Origin of the sequence: Brevundimonas sp. MEB006b (genome assembly GCF_030209705.1) — a bacterium.
In the GTDB taxonomy this organism is placed as follows: Bacteria; Pseudomonadota; Alphaproteobacteria; order Caulobacterales; family Caulobacteraceae; genus Brevundimonas.
Map to the genome: position 1 here is coordinate 367,145 of NZ_JARVRL010000006.1, position 23,346 is coordinate 390,490.

The following is a 23,346-nucleotide window of genomic DNA, read 5'->3' on the forward strand; positions in this document are numbered from 1 at the left end:
GACAATGTTGAAACGCTCGCGTGTGCTGGCTTCGGCCGCTGTGGTCGCCGTGATGACCGGTCTGGGCGCGCCGGCCTGGGCCGAGACGCTGCAGGACGCCATCGCCCTGGCCTATCGGACCAACCCCAACCTGCTGGCCCAGCGCGCCAACCAGCGTGCGCTGGACGAGACGGTGGTTCAGGCGCGGTCGGGCCTGCGCCCGACCATCGGCGCTTCGGCCGGTGTGGACTACACCCGCAGCGACTTCCCTGCCGTGACGCAGTTTGTCGACACGAACGGAGACGGCATACCCGACACCCAGGTCACGACCTCGTCGTCCGAAACCGAAGGCGCCAATGTTGGCGTCAGCGTCAGCCAGAATGTCTGGACCGCCGGTCGCACCTCGCGCGCCATCGACCAGGCGCGCGCCAGCGTCCTGGCCGGCCGCGAGAACCTGCGTGAGATCGAACAGTCGGTCATGCTGTCAGTAATTCAGGCCTATGTGAACGTCACCCGCGACATGGAAATCCTGCGTATCCGCCAGGAGAACCTGACGGTGCTGCAACGCCAGCTGGAAGAAACCAGCGCCCGTTTTGAAGTCGGTGAGATCACCCGCACCGACGTGGCCCAGGCCGAAGCCTCGCAGGCGCAGTCCGAAGCCGACCTGGCGAACGCCCAGGCCCAGTTGTCCACGTCGCGCGCCGCCTATGCCGCCGTCGTCGGCCAGTCGCCGGCCGATCTGGAAGCCGCGCCGGTCCTGCCGGAAGTGCCCAGCGACTTCGACGTCGCCATCGAGACCGCGTTGCAGCGCAATCCCGCTGTCCTGGCCGCGACCTATCAACTGCAAAGCGCCGAGGCCGCCGTTGCGGCCGCCCGTTCGGAATATCTGCCGTCGGTGCGCGCTACCGCCTCCTATGGCGGATCGACCAACGATCTGGGCGACCTCGGTGAACTGGCCGATCGCCGCAGCTTCACGGCCGGCGCCACTCTGTCCGTGCCGCTGTTCACCGGCGGCCTGAACCGCTCGCGCGTCGCCCAGGCTTTGGAGCGCGCCAACGCGGCCCAGATTGGCATCGAGGGCGAGCGCCGCACCGTGCTTCAGAACGTCAGCTCGGCCTATGCCCAGGTGCTCTCGACCCGCGCCACGGTCGCCGCCGGCACAGAAGCGGTTCGCGCCGCATCGGTCGCGGCCGAAGGCGTGCGCCAGGAAGCCCAGGTCGGCCTGCGCACCACGCTGGACGTGCTGAACCAGGAGTTGGCGCTGCGGAACGCCCAAACTTCGGTCGCCAGCGCCCGCGCCGCCGAATACGTCGCCCGCGCTTCGCTGCTGGCCGCCATGGGCCAGTTGGAAGGCCCGGCGCTCAACCCGACGATCGAGGCCTATGATCCGGCTGCGAACTACGACCAGGTCAAGGGACGCGGCGGCCTGCCGTGGGACGGCGTGATCGAGACGCTGGACCGCGTGGCCTCGCCGCCGATCGTGACCACGCCGGACACCGCCGACGCGCCGATCGACGCTCAGCTCAAAGGCGAGGTCGTGCGCACGGTGCCGCAGAACTGACCGCGTCGAATACGGACGGAAACCGCCCGTTGATTCCGACGGGCGAAGATGCGACGACAAGGCACAGGTTTCGAGCGGTCCGTCGTTCGGCGCCCATCCCTTCTACCCAGGCCTCGCCCAAGGTTGCGCCATGACCGATCAGTCCGCCCAGGAACCGACCATGGAAGAGATTCTGGCGTCGATTCGCCGGATCATCTCCGAAGACGAGGCCCCGGCCGAGACGCCGGCGGCCGCGATGCCGGAAGCCACGCCTGAGCCGGTTCCCGAACCGATCGCGGCCGAAACCGTCTTCGCCGCCCCGGTCGAGCCGACGCCGGAACCCGCCGCCGTCGAAGACGACGTGCTGGAACTGACCGACCGCTATGAAGCGCCGGCCGAGACCATCGGCGACCTGGACGTGGTCGAGCATTCGCCCGCGCCCTATCAGCCCGAGCCTGAACCCGCGCCGGCTTACGAATCGGCTCCCGAGCCGGCCCCGGCCTATGACACTCTGGTCGGCGACAGCGCCGCCGCCAGCGCGGCCTCGGCCTTTGCGGGCCTGGCCGCCAGCTTCAAGAAGCCTGAGCCGGCTCCGTCGGCCTCGGGCGACCTGCCCTTCGTCAGCGGCAACACGGTCGAGGCCATGGTCGCCGAGATGCTGCGCCCGCTTTTGAAGGACTGGCTGGACGCCAACCTGCCCGGCATTGTCCAGGCGGCGGTACAAAAGGAAGTCGAACGCATCGCGCGCAGCGCCTAGCTCTTCGCTTCAGCCCAGACTATCCGAGGGGCGGCTCCTGAAGGGGCCGCCCTTTCGCATTTTGCAAAAGACCAGACGCCAATGCTTGAGAAGACTTTCGAACCCCAGGCCGCCGAGCCCCGCCTTTACGCCCAGTGGGAAGAGAGCGGCCTGTTCGCGCCCCGCACCGACGGCGCCGCAGAGGCCTATTCGATCGTCATTCCGCCGCCCAACGTGACCGGCAGCCTGCATATCGGCCATGCCCTGAACAACACGCTGCAGGACATCCTGGCCCGCTATCACCGGATGAAGGGCAAGGCGGTTCTGTGGCTGCCCGGCACGGACCACGCCGGCATCGCCACCCAGATGGTGGTCGAGCGTCAGCTGGCCGCCGCCGGCAATGTGGGTCGTCGCGACATGGGCCGCGACGCCTTCATCGAGAAAATCTGGGAGTGGAAGGCCGAAAGCGGCGGGACCATCGTGCGCCAACTGCGCCGCCTCGGCGCATCTTGCGACTGGTCGCGCGAGCGGTTCACCTTGGACGAGGGGCTAAACGCCGCCGTCCGCAAGGTCTTCGTGCAACTGCATAAAGAAGGCCTGATCTATCGCGACAAGCGGCTGGTGAACTGGGACCCGCATTTCCAGACCGCCATTTCGGACCTGGAGGTCGAGCAGCGCGAAGTCGACGGCGCCTACTGGCATTTCGCCTATCCGCTGGCCGACGGCGTCACCTATGAACATCCCATCGCCTTCGACGAGGACGGCAAGGCGACCGAGTTCGAGACGCGCGACTTCATCGTCGTCGCCACGACCCGGCCCGAGACCATGCTGGGCGACACGGGCGTGGCGGTGCATCCGGATGATGAACGCTATGCCGGCTTAGTCGGCAAGTTCGTGACCCTGCCGATCACCGGCCGTCGCATCCCCATCGTCGGCGACGACTATGCCGATCCGACAAAGGGTTCGGGCGCGGTGAAGATCACGCCGGCGCATGATTTCAACGATTTCGGCGTGGGCAAGCGGGCGGGCCTGCCGTCGCTGAATATCCTCGACGCTTTCGGACGCATCACTGACGTCGATACGGCCGACGTGCCTGGGGATTACGTCGGGCAAGACCGTTTCGCCGCGCGCAAGGCCATCGTCGCCCGCGCCGAGGAAGAGGGCTGGCTGCGCGAGATCGAGAAGACCAAACACGTCGTGCCGCACGGCGACCGCTCCGGCGTGGTCATCGAGCCGTGGCTGACGGACCAGTGGTACGTCGACGCCAAGGTCCTGGCCCAACCCGCGCTGAAGGCGGTGGAGCAGGGCGACACGGTGTTTGAGCCCAAGTCGTACGAAAAGATCTATTTTGAATGGCTGCGCAACATCGAGCCCTGGTGCATCTCGCGTCAGCTCTGGTGGGGGCATCGCATTCCGGCCTGGTATGGCCCGAACGGCGAAATCTATGTCGCCGAAACGGAAGAGGACGCCCGCGAGCAGGCGATGGCGGACTATGATTCCGAGGTCGCCCTGACCCAGGACGAGGACGTTCTGGACACTTGGTTTTCCTCGGCCCTGTGGCCCTTCTCGACCATGGGTTGGCCCGAAAAAACCGAGGATCTGGAGCGGTTCTATCCGACCAGCGATCTGGTCACGGCGGCGGACATCATCTTCTTCTGGGTCGCCCGGATGATGATGATGGGCCAGCACTTCATGGGCGAGGCGCCGTTCAAGCGTGTCATCATCAATGGCCTCGTCCGCGACGAGAAGGGCCAGAAGATGAGCAAGTCCAAGGGGAACGTCATCGATCCCTTGGGCATCATCGACGAGCTGGGCGCCGATCCCTTGCGTTTCACCATGGCGATCCTGTCGGGCACGCGGGACATCAAACTGTCGAAGCAGCGGATCGAGGGCTATCGCAACTTCGGCACCAAGTTGTGGAACGCCGCGCGCTTCAGCCAGATGAACGAGGCGCGCCGGGTGGCGGGCTTCGATCCCGCGAGCGTTGACCAGACAATCAACCGCTGGATCCGAGGCGAGCTGGCCAAGGCCGAACGCGCGGTGTCCGAGGCCATCGAAGGCGGACGCTTCGACGATGCGGCCGGCGCCCTGTATCGCTTCGTGTGGAACGTCTTCTGCGACTGGTATCTGGAGCTGGCCAAGCCCGTCTTCCAGGGATCGGACGAGGCCGCCAAGGCCGAGACGCGCGCGATGACCGCATGGACGCTGGATCAGACGCTGAAGCTGCTGCATCCGGTCATGCCCTTCATCACCGAGGAACTGTGGGCCGAACTCGGCAAGGAAGGCCCCACGCGCGACGGCTTGCTGATCGGCGCCGAGTGGCCGGTGCTGCCGGACGCCTTCATCGACGCCTCGGCCGAAGCTGAGATCGGCTGGCTGGTCGATCTGGTCAGCGAGATTCGCGGCCTGCGCGCTGAGATGAACGTGCCGCCGTCGGCCAAGCCGCCGCTGGCCTTCGTCTCGCCCGATGACGTGACGGCCGAGCGGATCGCCCGCCATCGCGATCTGATCCTGACCCTGGGCCGGGTGTCCGAGGTCGGCTCGGCGGATGCGGCGCCGACAGGGGCCGTGACCTTCGTGTCCGGCGGTTCGACCATCGCCCTGTCCTTGGCGGGAATCATCGATCTGACCGCCGAACGGACGCGTCTGGAGAAGGAAATCGCCGCCTTCGACAGCGACATCGGCCATGTGAACAAGAAGCTGGGAAATCCCAACTTCGTGTCCCGCGCCGCGCCGGAAGTCGTCGACGAACAGCGCGCCAAGCTGGCCGAGGCCGAGGCAGGCAAGGTCAAGCTACAGGCGGCGCTGGCGCGTCTGGCGTCGCTCTGACGCTTTGATGAAAGCAAGGCCGTGAAGACGCGGATTGATCAGCTTCTGGTTGCGCGCGGCCTGTTCGACAGCCGATCGCAGGCGCGCGCCGCGATCGAGGCAGGGCTGGTTCTGGCCGACGGCGTGCTCGTGCGGAAGGCGTCCGAACAGTTCGCGGACGACATCGCGCTGGAGGCCCAACCCGCCCACCCTTGGGTCGGGCGTGGCGCGCTGAAGCTGGACCACGCCCTTACCCTGTGGCCCATCCTCGTCGAGGGCAGGGTGGCGCTGGATGTCGGCGCATCGACCGGCGGCTTTACCGAGGTTTTGCTGACCCGTGGTGCGGCGAAGGTGTTCGCCGTCGATGTCGGCTTCGGGCAGATGCACGCACGGGTGTCGTCCGATCCACGCGTAATCAATCTGGAGCGCACCGATGCGCGGGACCTTACGGAAAATCTGATCCCGCAGACGCCCTCACTGGTCGTCTGCGACGCCAGTTTCATTAGCCTGATCAAAGTGCTTCCAGTCGCGCTCGATCTTGCAACCCCTGGCGCGGACCTGGTCACCCTGGTCAAGCCGCAGTTCGAGGCCGATGGCCCGGGCGGCGGCAAGAAGGGCGTGATCAAGGATGCGAGGGCGCATGCGGCGGCCGTGGAGCGCGTGCGCGACTGGCTGGAAGCGTTGGGTTGGGCGGTTCAGGCGACAACCGAAAGTCCGATCACCGGTGGCGACGGCAATCTTGAGTTCCTGCTCTGGGCAAAGAAGCCGGGCTAGGGCCGTAACCCCCAAAACGGGCTCAAGTAGGCCAACGGCCGATAGCCCCTGAAACAAAGAGAAACCGCCGGAGGATTACTCCTCCGGCGGCTCCGTCACGTCGTCGATCGACAGGGGGGCTGAAAATTAATCGACGACGCGATAGCGGCCGTACTGGTCGGGGCAGGTGCGGACGTAGCGGGTGTCCGTGCGACCATCCGGCAGACGAATCTGGCTTTCGGCCAGACGGCATCCGTCTGAATTCTGATAAGATTCGACCGGGCGTGAGCGGTCGTCGTAATAGCCGCCACGGCTGTAGGCATAGTCATCGCGACGATCATAGTCGTCGTAGCGATAGCCTTGGTCGCCGGTGTAACGATCGTCGTAATAGCCGTAGCTCGGTTGGCTATAGCCCTGGGCGTAATAGCCGTTCGAGCCATAGCTGCTCTGATAGCTGCGGCAGGCGTCCGAGCTGGATCGACCGACCTGCGACCCGACGACAGCGCCGAGCACGCCGCCCAGGATGCTGCCTTCCGTGCGTCGACCGCGTGCGGCCAGTTGCGAGCCGATGACGGCGCCCGCGCCGCCGCCGATCACCGCGCCGGCGCCGGTGCGGCCTTGGCGCTCACGCGCGCAAGGATCGTAATAGCGGCCGCTGTTGTAATCATACGAGCGGCTGTAGGCGCCCGTGCCGTAGTTCTGGCTATAGCCGCTGCCGTAATAGTTCTGGGCCGACGCCGTGAGCGGGGCAGCCGTGACGCCGAACGCCAGGGCGGCGACGGCGGCGATCGATGTTTTCGTGAGACGCATTTTCCAACCCTCTGAGGACCGAACGGTTTTCCGTCACACGTTAACGGCAAAGCCTCGTGTCTCGTTGCACTAGGATTTACGACGGCGAAGCTGAACGGCAATTGATCGGTTTGTTCATCTTCGTTCATGTTTAGCGAACCTGCCGCGATGGCCCTGCGGCTTGAGCGAAGGGAGACCTGCGGCTAGAAGCCCGCCGATGGATATCCTCACCATCGACCGCGTCGGCGGCCAAGGCGACGGCGTCGCCCAGACGCCATCCGGCCCGGTGTTCGCCGGCCTGACCTTGCCCGGCGAAACGGTGCGCGGCGTCGTCGTGGACGGTCGGTTGGAAGAGGTCGAGATCATCACGCCCAGCCCTGACCGGATCGCACCGGTCTCGCCACAGTATGGCGACTGTGGCGGCTGCTCGCTCCAGCATTGGTCCGAGGTGCCGTATCTGGAATGGAAACGAGAACAGGTGCGTCTGGCATTGGCGCGCGAGCGGATCGAGACCGAGATCGAGGCGACGGTGGCGACCCCGCCGGCCAGCCGTCGCCGCCTGGCTCTTCATGCCCGTCGCACCCAGGATGGACGGGTGGTGCTGGGTTTCAAGGCGCGCCGCTCCTGGCGGCTGGTCGAAGTGAAGACCTGTCCGGTCGCCGATCCCCGGATCGTGGCGGCCATTCCGGCGCTGACCCAGGTCGCGGTTGCGTTTTTCGAACATCCGAAATCGGCGCCGACCCTGCACGTCACCTGGACCCTGTCGGGGCTGGACGTTGACGTGACCGGGGTCGAAAGGCGCTCGGGCGGCGGCCTGTCGGCTGACGCCCAGATGAAGGCCATCCAGGCGGCGCACCGGGCCGATCTGGCGCGCCTCAGCCTGGCGGGCGACACCCTGGTGATGGCGCGCCAGCCCAAGGTGGCGTTCGGTCCTGCGACCGTGTCCCTGCCGGCGGGCGGTTTCCTGCAGGCGGTCCCTCAGGCCGAGGCGGCGATGGTTTCTCGCGCGCTGACGGCGGTGAAGGGCGCCAAGAAGATCGCCGATCTATTCTGCGGCGCGGGGACTTTCACCTTCCCGTTGGCCACGGTCGCGCCGGTGATCGCAGCGGACGCATCCAAGCCGGGCATCAATGCGCTGAAGGCCGCCGTCGGGTCTGCCAAAGGGATGAAGGCCATCACGGCCGAGGCGCGCGATCTGTTTCGTCGGCCAATGAATCCCTATGACCTGAAGGGATGCGACGCCATCGTGTTCGATCCGCCGCGGGCCGGCGCGATCGACCAGACGGCTCAGATCGCGGACACCAAGGCCGGCGTCGTCGTGGGCGTGTCGTGCAATCCTCAGACCTTTGCGCGTGATGCGCGGGTGTTGATCGATGCCGGTTTCCGGCTGGAGGCGGTGACGCCCGTGGATCAGTTCCTGTGGTCGTCGCACGTCGAACTGGTGGGGGTTTTCAAACGATGACCTTGGACGACACGAGCGAAGAGGACGGCGGCGGCTTCGACGCCGACGACTGGATGCGGCTAAAGCCGTTCACGGGCGCCGTGGCGACGCTGGACGACGTTCAGGCGAGACGTGCGGTGTTCGCCTTGGGCGAAACCGACGATCCGCGTCCCATCGTCATGGACCTGCCCCAGCCTGTCATCTGGTGGGAAGAGGACGGTGAACAGGCGGCGGTGGCCGTTCAGGCCGAAAGCCATCTCGGCGCCGATGGCGAGGAGATGGAAATCCTCGGGCTGATCCTGCCGGACGGGGAGGGCGCGGTGGCCCTGATGGAGGACGTCGATCTGGTCGATGACACCGACCCCACCTGGCGCGATCTGGTCACGCGGGCCATCGATCCTTCGGCGGCGGACAACTAACCGAACAACTCCAGCTGCGGCCGAGCGTCTGCGGGCACGCGGAACTGGGTTTCGTCCGACAGGTGGTGTGGCGTGTCGAGGCCGTAGCGTTTGACGGCGGCCTTGAACCGGGTTCCGATCAGTTCGGCGACAGGGCCTGTTCCCTTCATCCGCTGAGACCAGTCGGCGTCATAATCCTTGCCCCCGCGTGTCTGGCGGATCAGGGACATGACGCGGGCGGCGCGATCCGGGCGGGCGTCGGCCAGCCATTCCCGAAACAGATCCTTGATCTCAAGCGGCAGACGCAGGGTGACATACATGGCCCGCGTGGCCCCCGCCTTGGCGGCGGCTTCCAGTATAGCTTCCAGTTCGTGGTCGTTCAGACCGGGAATGACGGGGGCGAACCCGACCCCGACCGGACAACCGGCGTCCGCGAGGCGGCTGATCGCCTCCAGCCGCTTGGCGGGGGTCGAGGCGCGCGGCTCCATCGCCCGCGCCAGCCCACGATCCAGGGTGGTGATGGAGACGAAGGCCGAGGCCAGCCCCGCCTTGCCCATCGGGCCCAGAATGTCGGCATCGCGCGCGATCAACACCGACTTGGTGATGATGCTGAACGGATGCCTGAATCTTTGCATGACCTCCAGGATCGAGCGCGTCGACTTCAGATCACGTTCAACCGGCTGATAGGGGTCGGTGTTGCCGCCTATGTGGATGCGCTTGCATCGGTATCGGGGTGCGAGGAACGCCTGTTCCAGCAGACTTGCGGCCTGGGGCTTGAAGAAGATCCGGCTCTCGAAATCCAGGCCCGGGGATAGGCCCATCCAGGCATGGGACGGACGGGCGTAGCAGTAGATGCAGCCATGTTCGCAACCTTTGTACGGGTTGATGGAGCGGTCGAAGCCGATGTCCGGACTGTCGTTCCGGGCGATGATGGTGCGGGCGTGTTCAGGGGTGAGGGTGGTGCGCAGCGGCGCGGCCTCGGCGTCGTCTTGCGTCCAGCCGTCATCGAACGACTGGTGCTGCTCAGGCTCGTAGCGGCCGCTGGCATTCGAACGCGCGCCTCTTCCCTTGGCGGTTTCCATGGGAAGTACGATGCGACATCATCTGGAACAAAGCAAGAACATTTGTTCTCGCGATTTTGGTCTCAGTCGGGGCCGATGACCATGCAGGTCACGCGACGCGCGGCCAGCGCCTCGCAGGCGGACTTTGCGCCGGTTTCGGTCAGGCCGACGAAGCGCGAGCGATACCAGTCGCCGGCGGTCTGGACGTTGCGTTCGGCGGTGGCGAACTGATCGCGGAAGCGGCGGTTGACCTCGGTCAGCCAGTCGGTCGCCACCTTCTCTTCGCGGAAGGCGCCGACCTGCACTGCCCAGCGACCGGCCGGCGTTCTGGGCGCGGCTCGGGCGGGTTCCCGCGTTGTGGACGACGCCGAGCGACGGGGCGTGGTGGACGGCGCGACAGCAGCATTGGCCGGCGCGCCGTTCAGCGAAGCGGTGACATTGCGGGGCGCACGCGGAGCGGCGGAGGCGGCCGGCGCCGAACCAATGGGCGGCAGCGTCGCGGCGGCCCGCTGGCTGGCTGCGCGCTCCGACGGGGCAGGGGCGACGCGGGTCGGCAGGGCGGCGGGCGCCGGTGCGGCCGTATAGGCGACAGCGGTGGATTCCGCGCCGACGCCGTCCTCGTCGTCATTGACCGAAGCATAGGCGATCGGGGCGTCGGCGATTGCCGACCCGACGCCGAACCCGCGCTGCTCGAAGAAGGTCTGCGCCACCTGGATCCGCTCGCCCTGGGCGCGGCGGCGCTCGACCTCGAACCCGGTGTCCATGAGTTCGGCGACGTGGGCGTTGCGGCTGGCTGTCGAACGGCCGCCCAGGACCACGGTGATCAGGCGTCGTCCGTCACGCACGGCCGAGGCGGCGAGGTTGTAGCCCGAGGCGTTAGTGTAGCCGGTCTTCATCCCGTCATAGCCGCGCCCGGTCGGCAGCAGGCCGTTGGTGTTGCGATAGTTGCGGCCGTTGTAGGCCCAGTCGTGAAGGCCGAAATAACTGTAGTACTGAGGGAAATCGCGCATGATCGCGCGCGCCAGAATGGCTTGGTCGCGCGCGGAGGTCACCTGACGTGCGTCCGGCAGGCCGTTTGCGGTGTAGTAGCGCGTCTGGGTCATGCCTAGCTGCGCGGCCTTCTGCGTCATCATATTGGTGAAGCGGGCTTCCGATCCGCCGATGTGCTCGCCAATGGCCAGGGCCATGTCGTTGGCGGACCGCACGGCGGTGGCGCGCATGGCGTCGTCCAGGGTGATGGTCTGGCCAGCAGCCAGGCCCAGTTTCGATGGCGGCTGGGACGCGGCGCGCGGCGAGATCGTCAGCACGTCGTTCACATTGGCCTTGCCCTGAGACAGCGCTTCGAACGTCAGATACAGCGTCATCATCTTGGTCAGGGACGCTGGATAGCGGCGGCTGTCGGCGTTTCGCGCGAACAGGACCTCGCCCGTGGCGGCGTCGATCACGATGGCGGCGTAGCGGCTGTTCTCCTGGGCCGAGTAGGCGGTCTGGGCCTCGATCGGCCTGACGTTTGCGCCCAGAACCAGCGAAAGCGCGAGGACGGCGAACAGGCCACGGCGGAGAAAAGCAATCATGGGCGGGACAACCCCTCGGTGAGCAGGGTGCGACAGGCCCCCCGGCCGTCACGAACAAACAGCTAGCATAGGAAGCGCGGGTTTCGTGGTGGTTAACCGCGCGTCAACGCAAATTTGACCGGCCGATCAAGGTTATCGCCGATCATATTGTGCATTGCACAAAACGCTTGAAAAACCTTCGCACGTGCAGCATATTGCGGGTCTGCGAGATCCTCTCGCGTCATTATTTCCGCCCTCAGGCCCGTCCCCAAGGGCCTTCTACCGGAGAGACGATCATGGCCGACGCCGCTGAAACCGTGAAGAAAACCGCCGACCAAGCCACCGCCGCCGCAACTTCGGCTGCCGCCAAGGTCAAGGCGCAAGCCGAAACCATGCAAGCCGCTGGCACCCAGGCCTTCCGTGAAGGCATCGACAAGTCGACGGCCTCGATGGCCGAGTTGAACGCGCACAGCAAGAAGACCCTGGAAGCCATGGTCGAGTCGGTCACCGTCGCCCAGAAAGGCGCCGAGGCCCTGTCGCAACAGGCGCTGGGCTTCGCCAAGTCTTCGTGGGAAGACGGCGTCGCCGCCTCCAAGGAACTGTCGACCGCCCGTTCGGTGCAGGAGTTCTTCGAGCTCCAGACCGCCTGGGCCAAGAAGTCGATGGAGCGCTATGTCGCCGAGCTGACCAAGACGAACGAGATCGTCACCGCCACGGTCAAGGACAGCATCAAGCCGATCAACGAGCGCGTAACCGCCTCAGTCGAAACCTTCCAGGCCGCTCGCTAATCCCGCGAACGGCCTGAAGAATCGAGAAGGCCCCGGAGTTCGCTCCGGGGCTTTTTTGCTGTCAGGGCAGGGCGGAATGGTCGTAGCTGAAGACCCGCGCCAGCTTCCACTCGGCCCCCTCCTGTTTCCACATCTGCGTGAAGCGGGCGCGTCCGACGCGGGTTTCGGGTCCGTCGCCCTGGCGCTCGTAGAAGACGTGCTCGCCCGTTTCGACCGCGCCGTAGTTGTTGATGGGATAGACGGCCAGACCGTCCCGCAGAGCCTCGCGCCGAGTCCGCCAAGCGTCGGGCGCGCTGCGGTCCTGACAGCGCGAGGCGTATTGCGCCACGAAGCTGTCGGCGTCGGTCGCCACACGCCCGCCTCGGTCGTCGAAGAATTCGAAATCGTCGGTCAGCATGGCCCGAAGTCCGGCCGGGTCGCAGCCTTCGAAGAAGACAGCGAAAAGTTTGGCGTCGGCCGCCATGACGGCGGTTTCCAGCGGCGTAGGCTGGGCGAAGGCGGCGAGCGAAAGGGCGGCGACGAGGGCGGCGGGCATGGCGATCGGGAGCTGTTCAACTGAGGCGCTCAACCTGAGCCGTTGACCTGCTGTGATCACGTGAAATCTTTGTCAGACGCCCTTCACGAAAGCCGTGACTGGACGCCGCTTCAATTCAGGCCATCATTCCCTATCTGAGAGCCAAGACGACTCCCCGATTACGGAACACGAATGCCCATACAAAGGCCCGGTGAGACCGGCGGCGGTCAAGGAACCGCCGTCGTCACCGAAACAAAGCCGAAGCTGCAAAAGCCCTCGCTCTATCGAGTGCTGATTCTGAACGACGATTATTCGCCGATGGAATTCGTCGTCTATGTGCTGGAGCGGTTCTTCCAAAAGAGCCGGGAAGAGGCCACCCGCATCATGCTGCATGTGCATCAGCATGGCGTCGGCGTCTGCGGCGTCTTCACCTACGAAGTCGCCGAGACCAAGGTCGCGCAGGTCATCGAGACGGCGCGCCGCCACCAGCACCCTTTGCAATGCACGATGGAAAAGGACTGAGAGGAGCCTCCCTATGCCTTCATTTTCCCGTCCTCTCGAAGAAACCCTGCACCGCGCGGTGGGATACGCCAATGCGCGCAGGCATGAGTATGCGACGCTCGAGCACCTGCTGCTCGCGCTGATCGACGATCCCGATGCGACCGGCGTCATGCAGGCCTGCAACGTCGATCTGTCGGCGTTGAAAGCGGCGCTGACCCTCTATGTCGACAACGACCTGGCCGCCCTGGCCACCAGCGACGGCGAGGACGCCAAGCCGACCGCCGGCTTCCAGCGCGTGATCCAGCGCGCGGTGATCCACGTCCAGTCGTCCGGCCGCGAGGAAGTGTCCGGCGCCAACGTCCTGGTCGCCATCTTCTCCGAGCGCGAGAGCCACGCCGCCTACTTCCTGCAAGAGCAGGACATGACGCGCTATGACGCGGTCAACTTTATCGCCCACGGCATCGCCAAGAAGGCGGGCGCCAACGAGGCCCGTCCGGCCAAAGGCGCTTCGCCCGAAGAGGCCGAGGATGCTTCCGCCGTCAAACAGGGCGGCGAGGCGCTGGAAGCCTATTGCGTCGACCTCAACGAGAAGTCGCGCCAGGGCAAGGTCGATCCCCTGATCGGTCGGCAGGCCGAGGTGGATCGCTCGATCCAGATCCTGTGCCGTCGGACCAAGAACAACCCGCTTCTGGTGGGCGACCCCGGCGTCGGCAAGACCGCCATCGCCGAAGGTCTGGCCCGCAAGATCGTTAACGGCGAAGTGCCCGACGTCCTGAAGGACGCCACCATCTATTCGCTCGATATGGGCGCGTTGCTGGCCGGCACCCGCTATCGTGGCGACTTCGAGGAACGCTTGAAGCAGGTAGTCAAGGAGTTGGAGAACCACGACAACGCCGTGCTCTTCATCGACGAGATCCACACGGTGATCGGCGCGGGCGCCACCTCGGGCGGGGCGATGGATGCGTCGAACCTGCTGAAACCGGCCCTGGCGTCCGGCACGCTGCGCTGCATGGGATCGACGACCTACAAGGAATATCGCCAGCACTTCGAGAAGGACCGCGCCCTGGTGCGTCGCTTCCAGAAGATCGACGTCAACGAGCCGACGGTCGAGGATACGGTGAAGATCCTGAAGGGCTTGAAGACCTACTACGAGCAGCACCACAAGGTCCGCTACACCGACAGCGCCGTGCGCACGGCGGTGGAGCTGTCTGCGCGCTACATGACCGACCGCAAGCTGCCGGACAAGGCGATCGACGTGATCGACGAGGCCGGGGCGTCGCAGATGCTGCTGACCGAATCCAAGAGGAAGAAGGTCATCGGTCAGAAGGAAGTCGAGGCCGTCATCGCCAAGATGGCCCGTATCCCGGCCAAGTCGGTGTCCAAGTCTGACACGGAAAGCCTGCGCGAGCTGGAAACCGATCTGAAGCGCGCAGTCTTTGGTCAGGAACAGGCCATTGAACAGGTGTCGGCGGCCATGAAGCTGGCGCGGGCGGGTTTGCGCGATCCGAACAAGCCGATCGGCAGCTTCCTGTTCAGCGGCCCCACCGGTGTCGGCAAGACCGAGGTCGCCAAGCAGCTCGCCGCGACCCTGGGCATCGAGATGCAGCGCTTCGACATGTCGGAATATATGGAGCGCCACACCGTCAGCCGTCTGATCGGCGCGCCTCCCGGCTATGTCGGTCACGACCAGGGCGGGCTGTTGACCGACGCCGTCGATCAGCATCCGCACGCGGTCGTGCTGCTGGACGAGATCGAGAAGGCGCACCCGGATGTCTACAACATCCTGCTGCAGGTGATGGACAACGGCATGCTGACCGACGCGGTCGGCAAGAAGGTCGATTTCAGGAACGTCATCCTGATCATGACCACCAACGCCGGGGCCGCCGACAACGCGCGTGCCTCCATCGGCTTCGGCCGGGGCAAGGTCGAGGGCGAGGATGACAAGGCCATCCAGCGCCTGTTCGCGCCGGAGTTCCGCAATCGCCTGGACGCCATCGTGGCCTTCAAGCCGTTGCAGGCCGACACGATCCGCTCGGTGGTGACCAAGTTCGTTCTCCAGCTGGAAGCCCAGCTCGCGGACCGCAACATCACCATCGAACTGACCGACGAAGCCGCCGACTGGCTGGCCAAGAACGGCTTCGACGAACTGTATGGCGCGCGTCCGCTGGCGCGGGTCATCCAGGACTCGATCAAGAAGCCGCTGGCCGACGACATCCTGTTCGGACGCCTGACGCGCGGTGGACACGTCAGGGTCCAGCTGAAGGACGGCAAGATCGACTTCGACATCACGAGCGCCAGCGCGCCCGCGAAGGCCGAGGAAGAAGAGACCGCCTGATTTCCGGAAAGGTGATGGCGAAAGGCCCGGCTGGCAGCAGCCGGGCCTTTTTCTATGTCTGCTTGTAGGGCGACAGTTCTTCCGTCATCGCCCGCATCTCCGCCGCGACGGCTGGCCGTTCGCCGTCCAGATAGCGGGCGACGGGATCGCGCAGGGCGGGGTCGGCGATGAAATGGGCGGAATAGACGGGGGAGGGCAGGTAGCCGCGCGCGATCTTATGGTCGCCTTGGGCCCCGGCTTCGACGCGGGACAGGCCACGCGAAATGGCGAACTCGATGGCCTGATAATAGCAAAGCTCGAAATGCAGGAACGGCACGTCTTCCAGCGTGCCCCACTGACGACCGTAAAGGGCGTCGCGGCCGATGAAGTTCAGGGCGCCGGCGATGGGCGTCTCATCCCGAAACGCCATGACCAAGGCGATCCGGTCGGCCAAGGTGGCCCCGACGCGGCTGAAGAAGTCGCGCGTCAGATAGGGCCGACCCCACTTGCGCGAGCCTGTGTCCATGTAGAAGGCGAAGAAGGCGTCCCAGTGGGCCTCGGTGATGTCGGCGCCGGTCAGGACGCGGATATCCAGATTGGCCTGGGCGTCGCGGCGCTCGCGCTTGATGGTCTTGCGACGGTTGGCCGACAGGGCGGCCAGGAAATCGTCGAAGGTCCGGTAGCCGTTATTGCGCCAGATGAACTGGATGTCCTGGCGTGGCAGCAGGTCCGCCTCGGTCATGACTGACCAGTCGGCTTCGGTCGGGAAGTTGACGTGCAGGGAGGAGACGCCAAGCCGTTCGGCCAGTGTTACCGCCCCTTGGATCAGGGCCTGACGCACGGTGGCGGCGTCGGCGTCGGGATGGTTCAGGAAGCGGGGGCCGGTCGCAGGCGTGAAGGGCACGGCGCCCAGCAGCTTGGGATAATAACGCCCGCCGGCCCGTTCATAGGCATCGGCCCAGCTGTGGTCGAAGACATATTCGCCTTGGCTGTTGCCCTTCAGATAAAGGGGCATGGTGCCCAGCACCGCGTTGTCTTCACCCCTCAGGGCCAGGTGGCGTGGGGCCCAGCCCTGGCGAGGCGCGGCGCTGCCCGAGGCCTCGCACGCGTGCAAAAAATCAAAGGAGACAAAGGGATCGCCGGTGGGCAGCGCGCACGCGTCCCAGGCCTCACGGCCGATGTCGGCGATCCCTTCGTGAACCGAGATCTCAAAGATCAGCGGATCTCCACGATCGCATCGATCTCGACGGCGAAACCGAGCGGCAGCTTGTACACGCCGACGGCCGAGCGGGCGTGCTTGCCTGCGTCGCCAAAGACCTCGACCATCATGTCCGAGCAGCCGTTGATGACGGCGGGAATGGCGGTGAAGTCGGGACCGGCCTGAACGAAGCCGCCCAGCTTCACGATGCGGACCACCCGGTCCAGATCGCCATCGCAGGCCGCCTTGATCTGAGCGATCAGGTTCAAACCGCACAGACGCGCGGCTTCCAACGCCTGCTCCGGCGTTACGTCCACGCCGACCGTGCCCTTGATCCCGCCGTTCGCGTCGTTCGACAGCTGGCCCGAGATAGTGACCTGATTGCCCGAGCGGACATAGGAGACATAGCTGGCCACCGGCTTGGCGGGTTCCGGCAGGGTGAGGCCGAGTTCGGCGATGCGGGCTTCGATGCTCATGGGGGCTCCTGTTTATCTGGGCGCGGTTTAGCGCGGGGCAAGGCCGGCGTCACCCGTCCGGCACTCTTTAAAGGTTCGCCAACCGCGCCGTGTCATGGTGCGATCATGGATATGCATCTGACCCCCGACGTCGCCGCCTTCCATGCCGTGCTGGCGCGGTTGTCTCCCGGCGACCGCGCGCGTGTGGACGCCGCCGTAATCCCGGCCGCGCAAAAGGCTGCCGAGACCGCGCCGCATTGGGACTTCGAAATGCCGGCCAAGGCGGTGGATGCGCTGTTGGGCGCTGATGCATCGGACAATGTGCGTCGGGGTTTGGTCGCCGCCTGGGCGCTGCAACTGCCCGACCGTGCGGCGGCGATGAGCCTGCCGGCCGAGGTCATTGCCCTCTATCCCTACTGGATCGAACAACTGGCGGGGTTTCTGGAAAAGGCCGAGGGCGACTACGTTTTCGACCATTGGTCCAAGGACGTGCGCTTCACCCTGGCGCTCAGCGTGCCGGGCGCGAAAAGTCAGGTGATCGACCTGTCGTCGCCGGTCGGGCCGGGCCAGATCGTCAAACACGTTCGCGACGGCTGGGGCCTCAAGCCGCTGTTCCGCTATCTGGCGGCGGGCGCCAAGCGCGAGCCTTGGCTGGAGGTTCACACCGAGAGCCGCTGGCTGCGCGGCTTCAACGAGGACGGCTGGAACGAGGCCTGGGCGACGGCGGCGGAGCTGTGCCGCGCACGGCCGGAACTGGCCGGCATGATCGGCTCCAGCTGGTTCTACGATCCGCCCTTGACCGAGATCAGCCCCCGCCTGGCTCACCTGCGCCTGAACCCGCTGAGGGGCGGGGCCTTCATGGTCCATCAGGGACCGGGCGAGATCCACACCGAACGGGCGGCGACGGCGTCGGCGTCGCGCAAGGCGCTGATCGACAGCGGGGAATATACTGCCCGGTCATGGCTGATGATCTGGCCCCGCAAGGAGCTGATCGCCTGGGCTGATCGGCGCAAGGCCGCCTGATCCCTCAGGCTGTCGCCATCCGCCACGCCGCCGCGACCGGCTGGATGTCCAAGTCGGCCGCCCTGGCCAGTCGGATCAACCGATCGATATCCACTGGACGGCAGCCATACGGCGTCGGCGCGTCGCTGACATCGTGGCCATAGGCGATCAGCCAGCCGTTCGAGGCCGCCGTCTCCGAAACCAGCGTCTCTAGGTCGTAGCCGGGCAGACGACGGCTCTCCAGGCCGATGGCCTGCAGCAGATTGCGATCCGAACGCCCGGCGTTGATCCCGTCGCGGACGCCGCGCCCGCACAGGAAACGTTTGTCGATCACGGCTTTCGATCCGAGGGCGCAATCGCCGAAGGGATAGGCGAAGGTCCGCATTTCGTATCCGTCCAACCGCTCGGCCACCCAGGCGGCGTTGCGGGCCAGGCTGGCGTCTAGCCGGGCCGGCGACAGGGTCAGGGTCGAGACATGTTCATAGGTGTGGCAACCGACTTCGTGCCCGGCCTCATGGAGCGCTTGCAGATGCTCCACCTCAAACTGGGGCAGGTCCAGATTGCGACCGCCCGACAGTCCGCCGCAGACATAGTAGGTTGCCTTGACCCCGTGTTGAGCCAGGATCGGTCCGGCCTCGGTCCAGGCCGATGCCGGGATGTCGTCGAACGACAGGCTGAGGACGCCGCGCGCGGGCCGCACGTCGGCAGGACGGACATCGAGATAGCGGCCGGCGCGGCGACGCATCTTGTCGAGAAAGGCGCTCATTCCCGCCTTGTCGCACGGCGGGCTTAAGGCCGGGTTTCAGACCGTGACGGGTTGGGCGGTCAGACCGCGCACGCCGAAGACACGGCGATAGCGTTCGATCTCGCCGGGATCGCCGACCGCTTTCGCGGGATTGTCCGACAGTTTGATGGCGGGGCGACCGCCGGCCTCGACCACCTTGCACACCAGGGAGATCGGCTCCAGTTCAGGCGCGAAGGCGGGCGAACAGTCGCGGAAATCATTGGTCAGATTGGTGCCCCAGCCGAAGCTGAGACGCGCGCGACTGTGGAAATGAGCGTGGGTCGCCTCGATCCCGTCGATGTCCATCCCGTCCGAGAAGATCAGCAGCTTCTCTTTCGGGTCGCGCCCATGCGCGCGCCACCAGTCGATCAGGCGGTCGCCGGCCGGGATGGGCGGGGCAGAGTCGGGCCGGAAACCGGTCCAGTCCGCCACCCAATCGGGCGCCTGCTCCAGAAACGCCTCGGTGCCGAAGGCGTCGGGCAGAACGATCAGCAAATTGCCCGCATAGTGTCTGCGCCATTCGTCCAGCACCGCATACGGCACCTGGGCCAAAGCCGCGTCGTCGGGCGCCAAAGCCGCCAGAACCATCGGCAGTTCGTGTCCGTTGGTGCCGATGGCTTCCAGATCGTTCTCCATGGCGTGCAAGACGTTGGACGTGCCGATAAAGGATTTGCCTAGCCCCTCCTTCAACGCCTGAATGCACCAGCGTTGCCACAGGAAGCCGTGCCGCCGCCGCGTGCCGAAGTCGGACAGGGCGAGGTCGGGCAAGAGCCGCAGCCGCTCGACCTTGGACCACAGCCGCGTCTTGGCGCGCGAATACAGGATGTCCAGCTCGAACCGGCCCAGCCGTCGCATTCCGACGCGGCAGCGCAGCTCGTTCAGGATCGCCAGCGCCGGGATTTCCCACAGCGTCACCTCGGCCCAGGCGCCCGAGAAGGTCAGCACATACTGCCCGTCCTGAACCGAAAGGTCATAGTCCGGCAGGCGATAATCAGTCAGCCAGGCGATGAAGTCGGGCGAGAAGATCTGCTTCACGCCATAAAAGCTGTTGCCCGCCAGCCAGACCAGTTCCTTGTTGGTGAACCGCAAGGTGCGGGCGTGATCCAGCTGTTCGCGCAGCGCGTAGATATCGATCTCGTCGGCCAGACGCACAGCCTTGGTGCGGTTGATGACCTGGAAGACGACCGGAACGTCGCGATGCTCGCGCCAGATCATCTGAAGCATCAGCAGCTTGTAGAAATCCGTGTCCAGCAGGCTGCGGACGATCGGGTCCAGGCGAAAGCCGTGGTCATAGGCGCGTTTAGCGAGATCCATGCCCCGTCCTACGGCTTCAGCGCACGGCCCGCCACCACCGCGTCCTTGCCGAACTTTTCGCGCAGCACATCGATGGCGCGTTCGGTCTTCAGGGCCCGGGTCTCACTGGTCTGGAACAGGCCGGCGGGTGCGTCCTCGGCGTCCTGGACGTCTGCCATGCCGATGCCGATCAGGCGGTAGGACTGGCCAAGTTCCGGTCTCAGCAAATCCCGCCCGGCGGCGAACAGGGCGCGGGCCGTCTGAACCGGTTCGGGCAGGGTGATGCGGCGGGTGATGATCTTGAAGTCGGTGCGGCGCAGCTTAAGCACCAGCACCCGGCTAGCGACCCCGTCGCGCCGAGCCTTGGCCGCCAGCTTCTCGCACAGGGGCCATAGCTCGGCCTCCAGCGCCTCGGCCGACGTCAGGTCTTCGTTGAAGGTGGTTTCGGCGCTCATTCCCTTGCGGTCGCGCTCGGGGTTCACGGCGCGCGCGTCGCGGGCGTGGGCCAAATCGTGCAGGCGCAGACCGGATTCGCCGTAGCGTTTGACCAAGTCGCGCAAGTCGGCCCGCGCCAGATCACCGATGGTCGAATAGCCGTCGCTGCGTAGCGCCTTGCCGAATACCGGCCCGACGCCGGGCAGGGCGGTGACGGGGCGCGGCGCCAGCAGGGCCTGGGCGTTGGCGGCGCCAACGACGGAGAAGCCGCGCGGCTTGTCCATCTCCGACGCCATCTTGGCCAGGAAGCGGTTGGGGGCCAGGCCGATGGAGACGGTCAGGCCGGTTTCCTCCTCGATCTGTTTCTGGAAGCGGATCAGCTGCAGCGCCGGCGGGCCGCCGTTCAGCCGCTCTGTGCCCGACAGATCAACCCAGGCCTCATCCAGCGACAGCGGCTGGATCAAGGGTGTCAGCTGTCCCAACGCCCCCAGAATGCGCTGCGATTCGAAGACGTATTTGGTGAAGTCCGGCCTGATCACAACGGCTTCGGGACAGGCCTTCAGCGCCTTGAACATGGGCATGGCGGAGCCGACGCCGTACTGGCGCGCGACATAGCAGGCGGTGGAGACCACGCCGCGCTTTCCGCCGCCGACGATCACCGGCTTGTCACGCAACTCTGGCCGGTCGCGCTTCTCCACCGAAGCGTAGAAGGCGTCGCAGTCCATGTGCGCGATCGACAATTGGTCCAGTTCGGCGTCTGCGACCACGCGCCGCGATCCGCACGCCGGACAGCGGTTCTCGCGCGGCCCGGCGGGATCTTCGCCGGTCCACAGGCAGTCGCGACAGATGGCCTTGATGGCCACGCTTAAGGTCTCCGTAAGGTTGGCTTCACCCCAACTTAAGACTGGGCGCCTACGAATGCGACCAACGAGGCGTCCCGCGTTCGAGGGGCGCGCAGGTCAGGTGATGATGTCCAAGAAAGTCCTCATCGTCGAGGATAACGAGCTGAACATGAAGCTTTTTCATGATCTGCTCGATTCCCAGGGCTATGAGACCCTGCAGACCCGCGAGGGCTTGCAGGCGCTCGCCTTGGCGCGCGCCCATCATCCCGACCTGATCCTGATGGATATCCAGTTGCCTGAAATCTCGGGCCTGGAGGTCACCAAATGGCTGAAGGACGACGACGAGCTGAACCACATCCCCGTCATCGCCGTCACCGCCTTCGCCATGAAGGGCGATGAGGAGCGGATCCGTCAGGGCGGGTGCGAGGCCTATATCTCCAAGCCGATCTCGGTCATGCATTTCCTCGAAACCATCCGGCAGCACCTCGGATGAGCGCCCGTATCCTCGTCGTCGACGATGTGGACGTGAACGTCCGCCTGCTCGAAGCCAAGCTGACCATCGAATATTACGATGTGCTGACCTGCAACGACGGCGCGTCGGCCCTGACCATCGCCGCCGAGCACCAGCCGGACCTGATCCTGCTGGACGTCATGATGCCCGGCATGGACGGGTTCGAGACGTGCCGACGGCTGAAGGCCCAGGCCGAGACGCGCCATATCCCCGTCGTGCTGGTCACGGCGCTGGACGGGCGCGAGGATCGGATCAAGGGGCTGGAGGCCGGAGCCGACGACTTCCTGACCAAGCCCATCGACGACGTCATCCTGTTCGCGCGGGTCAAGTCGCTGACGCGGCTGAAGCACGTCATGGACGAGCTGCGCGAGCGCGAGGAAAGCGGCCGTCGCCTGGGCGTCGATTCGGACAATGCTGCGCGGCTGCGTAGCGAGGGCGGGCGCGTTCTGATCGTCGATGACGACCAGCGTCAGGCCGAGAAGATCGCCCAGGAACTGGGCGGCGAACATCGCGTCGCCATCGAAACCGATCCCGAGGCGGCGCTGGTCGCGGCCAAGGGGGCGCTGGACCTGATCATCGTCAACGTCGCCGCCGCGAGCTTCGACGGGCTTCGGATCGTCGCTCAGGCCAAGTCGGGCGATGCCCGCCGCGCGCCGATCCTGGCGATCGTGGAGCCGACCGAACGGCCGCGCATGATCAAGGCGCTGGAACTGGGCGCCGCCGACATCCTGCCGCGCCCAGTCGATACCGAAGAACTCTCGGCGCGGGTTCGCACCCAGATCCGACGCAAACGCTACACCGACTTCCTGCGCCAGAAGCTGGACAGCAGCATGGAAATGGCCGTCACCGACGCCCTGACCGGTCTGCACAATCGGCGCTACATGACCGGCCAGTTGCAGGCGCTGGTGGGTCGTGCGGCCCAAGGCGGGGCCCAGGTGGCCGTGCTGGTTCTGGACATCGACCACTTCAAGTCGGTCAACGACAGCTTCGGCCACGACGCTGGCGATGAGGTGCTGGTGGAGTTCGCCGTGCGCCTGGCCACCAATGTCCGGGCCGTGGACCTGCCATGCCGCATGGGCGGGGAGGAGTTCGTGGTGGTCATGCCGGGCGCCAGTCTGGAAGACGCCGGCCGTGTCGCCGAACGGATTCGCCGCGACGTCGCCTCCGCGCCGTTCCGCGTCATGGGTGGCAAAGAGCAGATCACCATCACCATCTCGATCGGCGTGGCCGCCACGACCGGCGACGGCGATACGCCCGAGGGCTTGCTGAAGCGCGCCGACGAAGGGGTCTATGAGGCTAAGGCCGCCGGCCGCAACCGGGTCATCGCCAAGGCGGCGTAACAAGGGCGTCCAGACAACGAAAAACGCCCGGCTGGAGACCAGCCGGGCGTTTTCAATTCTCAGCGGATCAAGGACTTACTTGATCTTGCCTTCCTTGAACTCGACGTGCTTGCGCACGACGGGATCGTACTTCTTGACGACCATTTTCTCGGTCATGGTGCGGGCGTTCTTCTTGGTGACATAGAAGAAGCCGGTGTCGGCCGTGGAGTTCAGGCGGATCTTGATGGAAGCCGGTTTGGCCATCGGAATTACCTCTGCGACGGCGAAAGCCGCTTAAAATAAGAGGCGCGGAACATACTCAGGATCGCCCC

The 23,346-nt window shown here is 65.7% G+C and carries 22 protein-coding genes; 12 read left to right on the top strand and 10 right to left on the bottom strand.

The window, feature by feature from the left end; translation table 11 throughout:
* Positions 1-4 precede the first annotated feature (4 nt).
* From QRN13_RS11545 to QRN13_RS11560, 4 genes are all read left to right on the top strand, one after another.
* Positions 5-1,540 (top strand): TolC family outer membrane protein, encoded by a 1,536-nt coding sequence (locus tag QRN13_RS11545; protein WP_284878023.1) that lies wholly within the window; start codon positions 5-7, stop codon positions 1,538-1,540.
* 130 nt (positions 1,541-1,670) lie between these two features.
* Positions 1,671-2,276 carry a DUF2497 domain-containing protein gene (locus QRN13_RS11550; protein WP_055804430.1) on the top strand — a complete coding sequence of 202 codons (606 nt, stop codon included), beginning with the start codon at positions 1,671-1,673 and terminating at the stop codon, positions 2,274-2,276.
* Positions 2,277-2,357: 81 nt separating this feature from the next.
* A complete protein-coding gene (locus tag QRN13_RS11555; RefSeq protein WP_284878024.1) occupies positions 2,358-5,084 on the top strand; it encodes a valine--tRNA ligase in 2,727 nt (908 codons plus the stop codon).
* A gap of 21 nt (positions 5,085-5,105) precedes the next feature.
* Complete coding sequence (locus QRN13_RS11560) at positions 5,106-5,837, top strand: TlyA family RNA methyltransferase (RefSeq protein ID WP_284878025.1); 732 nt, start codon at positions 5,106-5,108, stop codon at positions 5,835-5,837.
* A 126-nt stretch (positions 5,838-5,963) separates the two neighbouring features.
* On the opposite strand, the gene QRN13_RS11565 is transcribed toward QRN13_RS11560, so the two are convergent.
* Positions 5,964-6,626 (bottom strand): YMGG-like glycine zipper-containing protein, encoded by a 663-nt coding sequence (locus QRN13_RS11565; RefSeq protein ID WP_205681307.1) that lies wholly within the window; start codon positions 6,624-6,626, stop codon positions 5,964-5,966.
* Between the two features lie 196 nt (positions 6,627-6,822).
* Between QRN13_RS11565 and QRN13_RS11570 the strand changes: the two genes are divergently transcribed.
* Entirely contained in the window at positions 6,823-8,067 is a 1,245-nt protein-coding gene (locus QRN13_RS11570) for a class I SAM-dependent RNA methyltransferase (RefSeq protein WP_284878026.1), read from the top strand.
* A 2-nt stretch (positions 8,068-8,069) separates the two neighbouring features.
* Complete coding sequence (locus QRN13_RS11575) at positions 8,070-8,465, top strand: hypothetical protein (protein WP_284878027.1); 396 nt, start codon at positions 8,070-8,072, stop codon at positions 8,463-8,465.
* On the opposite strand, the gene QRN13_RS11580 is transcribed toward QRN13_RS11575, so the two are convergent.
* Both QRN13_RS11580 and QRN13_RS11585 read right to left on the bottom strand, forming a co-directional pair.
* Positions 8,462-9,526 (bottom strand): PA0069 family radical SAM protein, encoded by a 1,065-nt coding sequence (locus tag QRN13_RS11580; RefSeq protein ID WP_284878028.1) that lies wholly within the window; start codon positions 9,524-9,526, stop codon positions 8,462-8,464. The two genes, QRN13_RS11575 and QRN13_RS11580, sit on opposite strands and share 4 nt — an antisense overlap.
* Before the next feature lie 62 nt (positions 9,527-9,588).
* Positions 9,589-11,079, bottom strand: coding sequence for a serine hydrolase (locus QRN13_RS11585; RefSeq protein ID WP_284878029.1), 1,491 nt, complete (start codon positions 11,077-11,079; stop codon positions 9,589-9,591).
* Positions 11,080-11,354: 275 nt separating this feature from the next.
* Here QRN13_RS11585 and QRN13_RS11590 point away from each other — a divergent pair, with 275 nt between their 5' ends.
* Positions 11,355-11,846, top strand: coding sequence for a phasin family protein (locus tag QRN13_RS11590; protein ID WP_082465129.1), 492 nt, complete (start codon positions 11,355-11,357; stop codon positions 11,844-11,846).
* 61 nt (positions 11,847-11,907) lie between these two features.
* On the opposite strand, the gene QRN13_RS11595 is transcribed toward QRN13_RS11590, so the two are convergent.
* Complete coding sequence (locus QRN13_RS11595) at positions 11,908-12,381, bottom strand: nuclear transport factor 2 family protein (protein WP_284878030.1); 474 nt, start codon at positions 12,379-12,381, stop codon at positions 11,908-11,910.
* A gap of 171 nt (positions 12,382-12,552) precedes the next feature.
* On the opposite strand from QRN13_RS11595, the gene clpS reads away from it, so the two are divergent.
* Both clpS and clpA read left to right on the top strand, forming a co-directional pair.
* Positions 12,553-12,882, top strand: a complete 330-nt coding sequence (gene clpS, locus QRN13_RS11600) for an ATP-dependent Clp protease adapter ClpS (RefSeq protein WP_017504641.1) — start codon at positions 12,553-12,555, stop codon at positions 12,880-12,882.
* A 13-nt stretch (positions 12,883-12,895) separates the two neighbouring features.
* Positions 12,896-15,196: an ATP-dependent Clp protease ATP-binding subunit ClpA gene (gene clpA / locus QRN13_RS11605; RefSeq protein ID WP_066623019.1), complete on the top strand. Its 2,301-nt coding sequence runs from the start codon at positions 12,896-12,898 to the stop codon at positions 15,194-15,196.
* A 52-nt stretch (positions 15,197-15,248) separates the two neighbouring features.
* Here clpA and QRN13_RS11610 read toward each other — a convergent pair whose 3' ends face one another.
* Both QRN13_RS11610 and QRN13_RS11615 read right to left on the bottom strand, forming a co-directional pair.
* The gene (locus tag QRN13_RS11610; RefSeq protein WP_284878074.1) at positions 15,249-16,394 is read right to left on the bottom strand and encodes a GNAT family N-acetyltransferase; all 1,146 of its coding nucleotides are present in this window, start codon (positions 16,392-16,394) and stop codon (positions 15,249-15,251) included.
* Complete coding sequence (locus QRN13_RS11615; RefSeq protein WP_017504644.1) at positions 16,391-16,849, bottom strand: RidA family protein; 459 nt, start codon at positions 16,847-16,849, stop codon at positions 16,391-16,393. Before QRN13_RS11615 ends, QRN13_RS11610 begins: the two co-directional genes overlap by 4 nt.
* A gap of 105 nt (positions 16,850-16,954) precedes the next feature.
* Here QRN13_RS11615 and QRN13_RS11620 point away from each other — a divergent pair, with 105 nt between their 5' ends.
* A complete protein-coding gene (locus QRN13_RS11620) occupies positions 16,955-17,851 on the top strand; it encodes a hypothetical protein (RefSeq protein ID WP_199059777.1) in 897 nt (298 codons plus the stop codon).
* A 4-nt stretch (positions 17,852-17,855) separates the two neighbouring features.
* Here QRN13_RS11620 and QRN13_RS11625 read toward each other — a convergent pair whose 3' ends face one another.
* The 3 genes from QRN13_RS11625 to QRN13_RS11635 are packed head-to-tail and all read right to left on the bottom strand — an operon-like array spanning position 17,856 to position 21,205.
* On the bottom strand, positions 17,856-18,596 hold the full coding sequence (locus QRN13_RS11625) for a polysaccharide deacetylase family protein (protein WP_284878031.1): 741 nt from the start codon (positions 18,594-18,596) through the stop codon (positions 17,856-17,858).
* Positions 18,597-18,632: 36 nt separating this feature from the next.
* On the bottom strand, positions 18,633-19,928 hold the full coding sequence (locus tag QRN13_RS11630; RefSeq protein WP_199059779.1) for a nicotinate phosphoribosyltransferase: 1,296 nt from the start codon (positions 19,926-19,928) through the stop codon (positions 18,633-18,635).
* A gap of 8 nt (positions 19,929-19,936) precedes the next feature.
* The gene (locus QRN13_RS11635) at positions 19,937-21,205 is read right to left on the bottom strand and encodes a DNA polymerase IV (RefSeq protein ID WP_284878032.1); all 1,269 of its coding nucleotides are present in this window, start codon (positions 21,203-21,205) and stop codon (positions 19,937-19,939) included.
* A 106-nt stretch (positions 21,206-21,311) separates the two neighbouring features.
* Here QRN13_RS11635 and QRN13_RS11640 point away from each other — a divergent pair, with 106 nt between their 5' ends.
* Both QRN13_RS11640 and QRN13_RS11645 read left to right on the top strand, forming a co-directional pair.
* Positions 21,312-21,677, top strand: a complete 366-nt coding sequence (locus tag QRN13_RS11640; RefSeq protein WP_165118614.1) for a response regulator — start codon at positions 21,312-21,314, stop codon at positions 21,675-21,677.
* Positions 21,674-23,035 carry a PleD family two-component system response regulator gene (locus tag QRN13_RS11645; RefSeq protein WP_055804472.1) on the top strand — a complete coding sequence of 454 codons (1,362 nt, stop codon included), beginning with the start codon at positions 21,674-21,676 and terminating at the stop codon, positions 23,033-23,035. Before QRN13_RS11640 ends, QRN13_RS11645 begins: the two co-directional genes overlap by 4 nt.
* A 75-nt stretch (positions 23,036-23,110) precedes the next feature.
* Here the strand turns inward: QRN13_RS11645 and rpmG are convergent, their stop codons facing one another.
* The gene (gene rpmG / locus QRN13_RS11650; RefSeq protein WP_003164451.1) at positions 23,111-23,278 is read right to left on the bottom strand and encodes a 50S ribosomal protein L33; all 168 of its coding nucleotides are present in this window, start codon (positions 23,276-23,278) and stop codon (positions 23,111-23,113) included.
* Between the last annotated feature and the right edge of the window lie 68 nt (positions 23,279-23,346).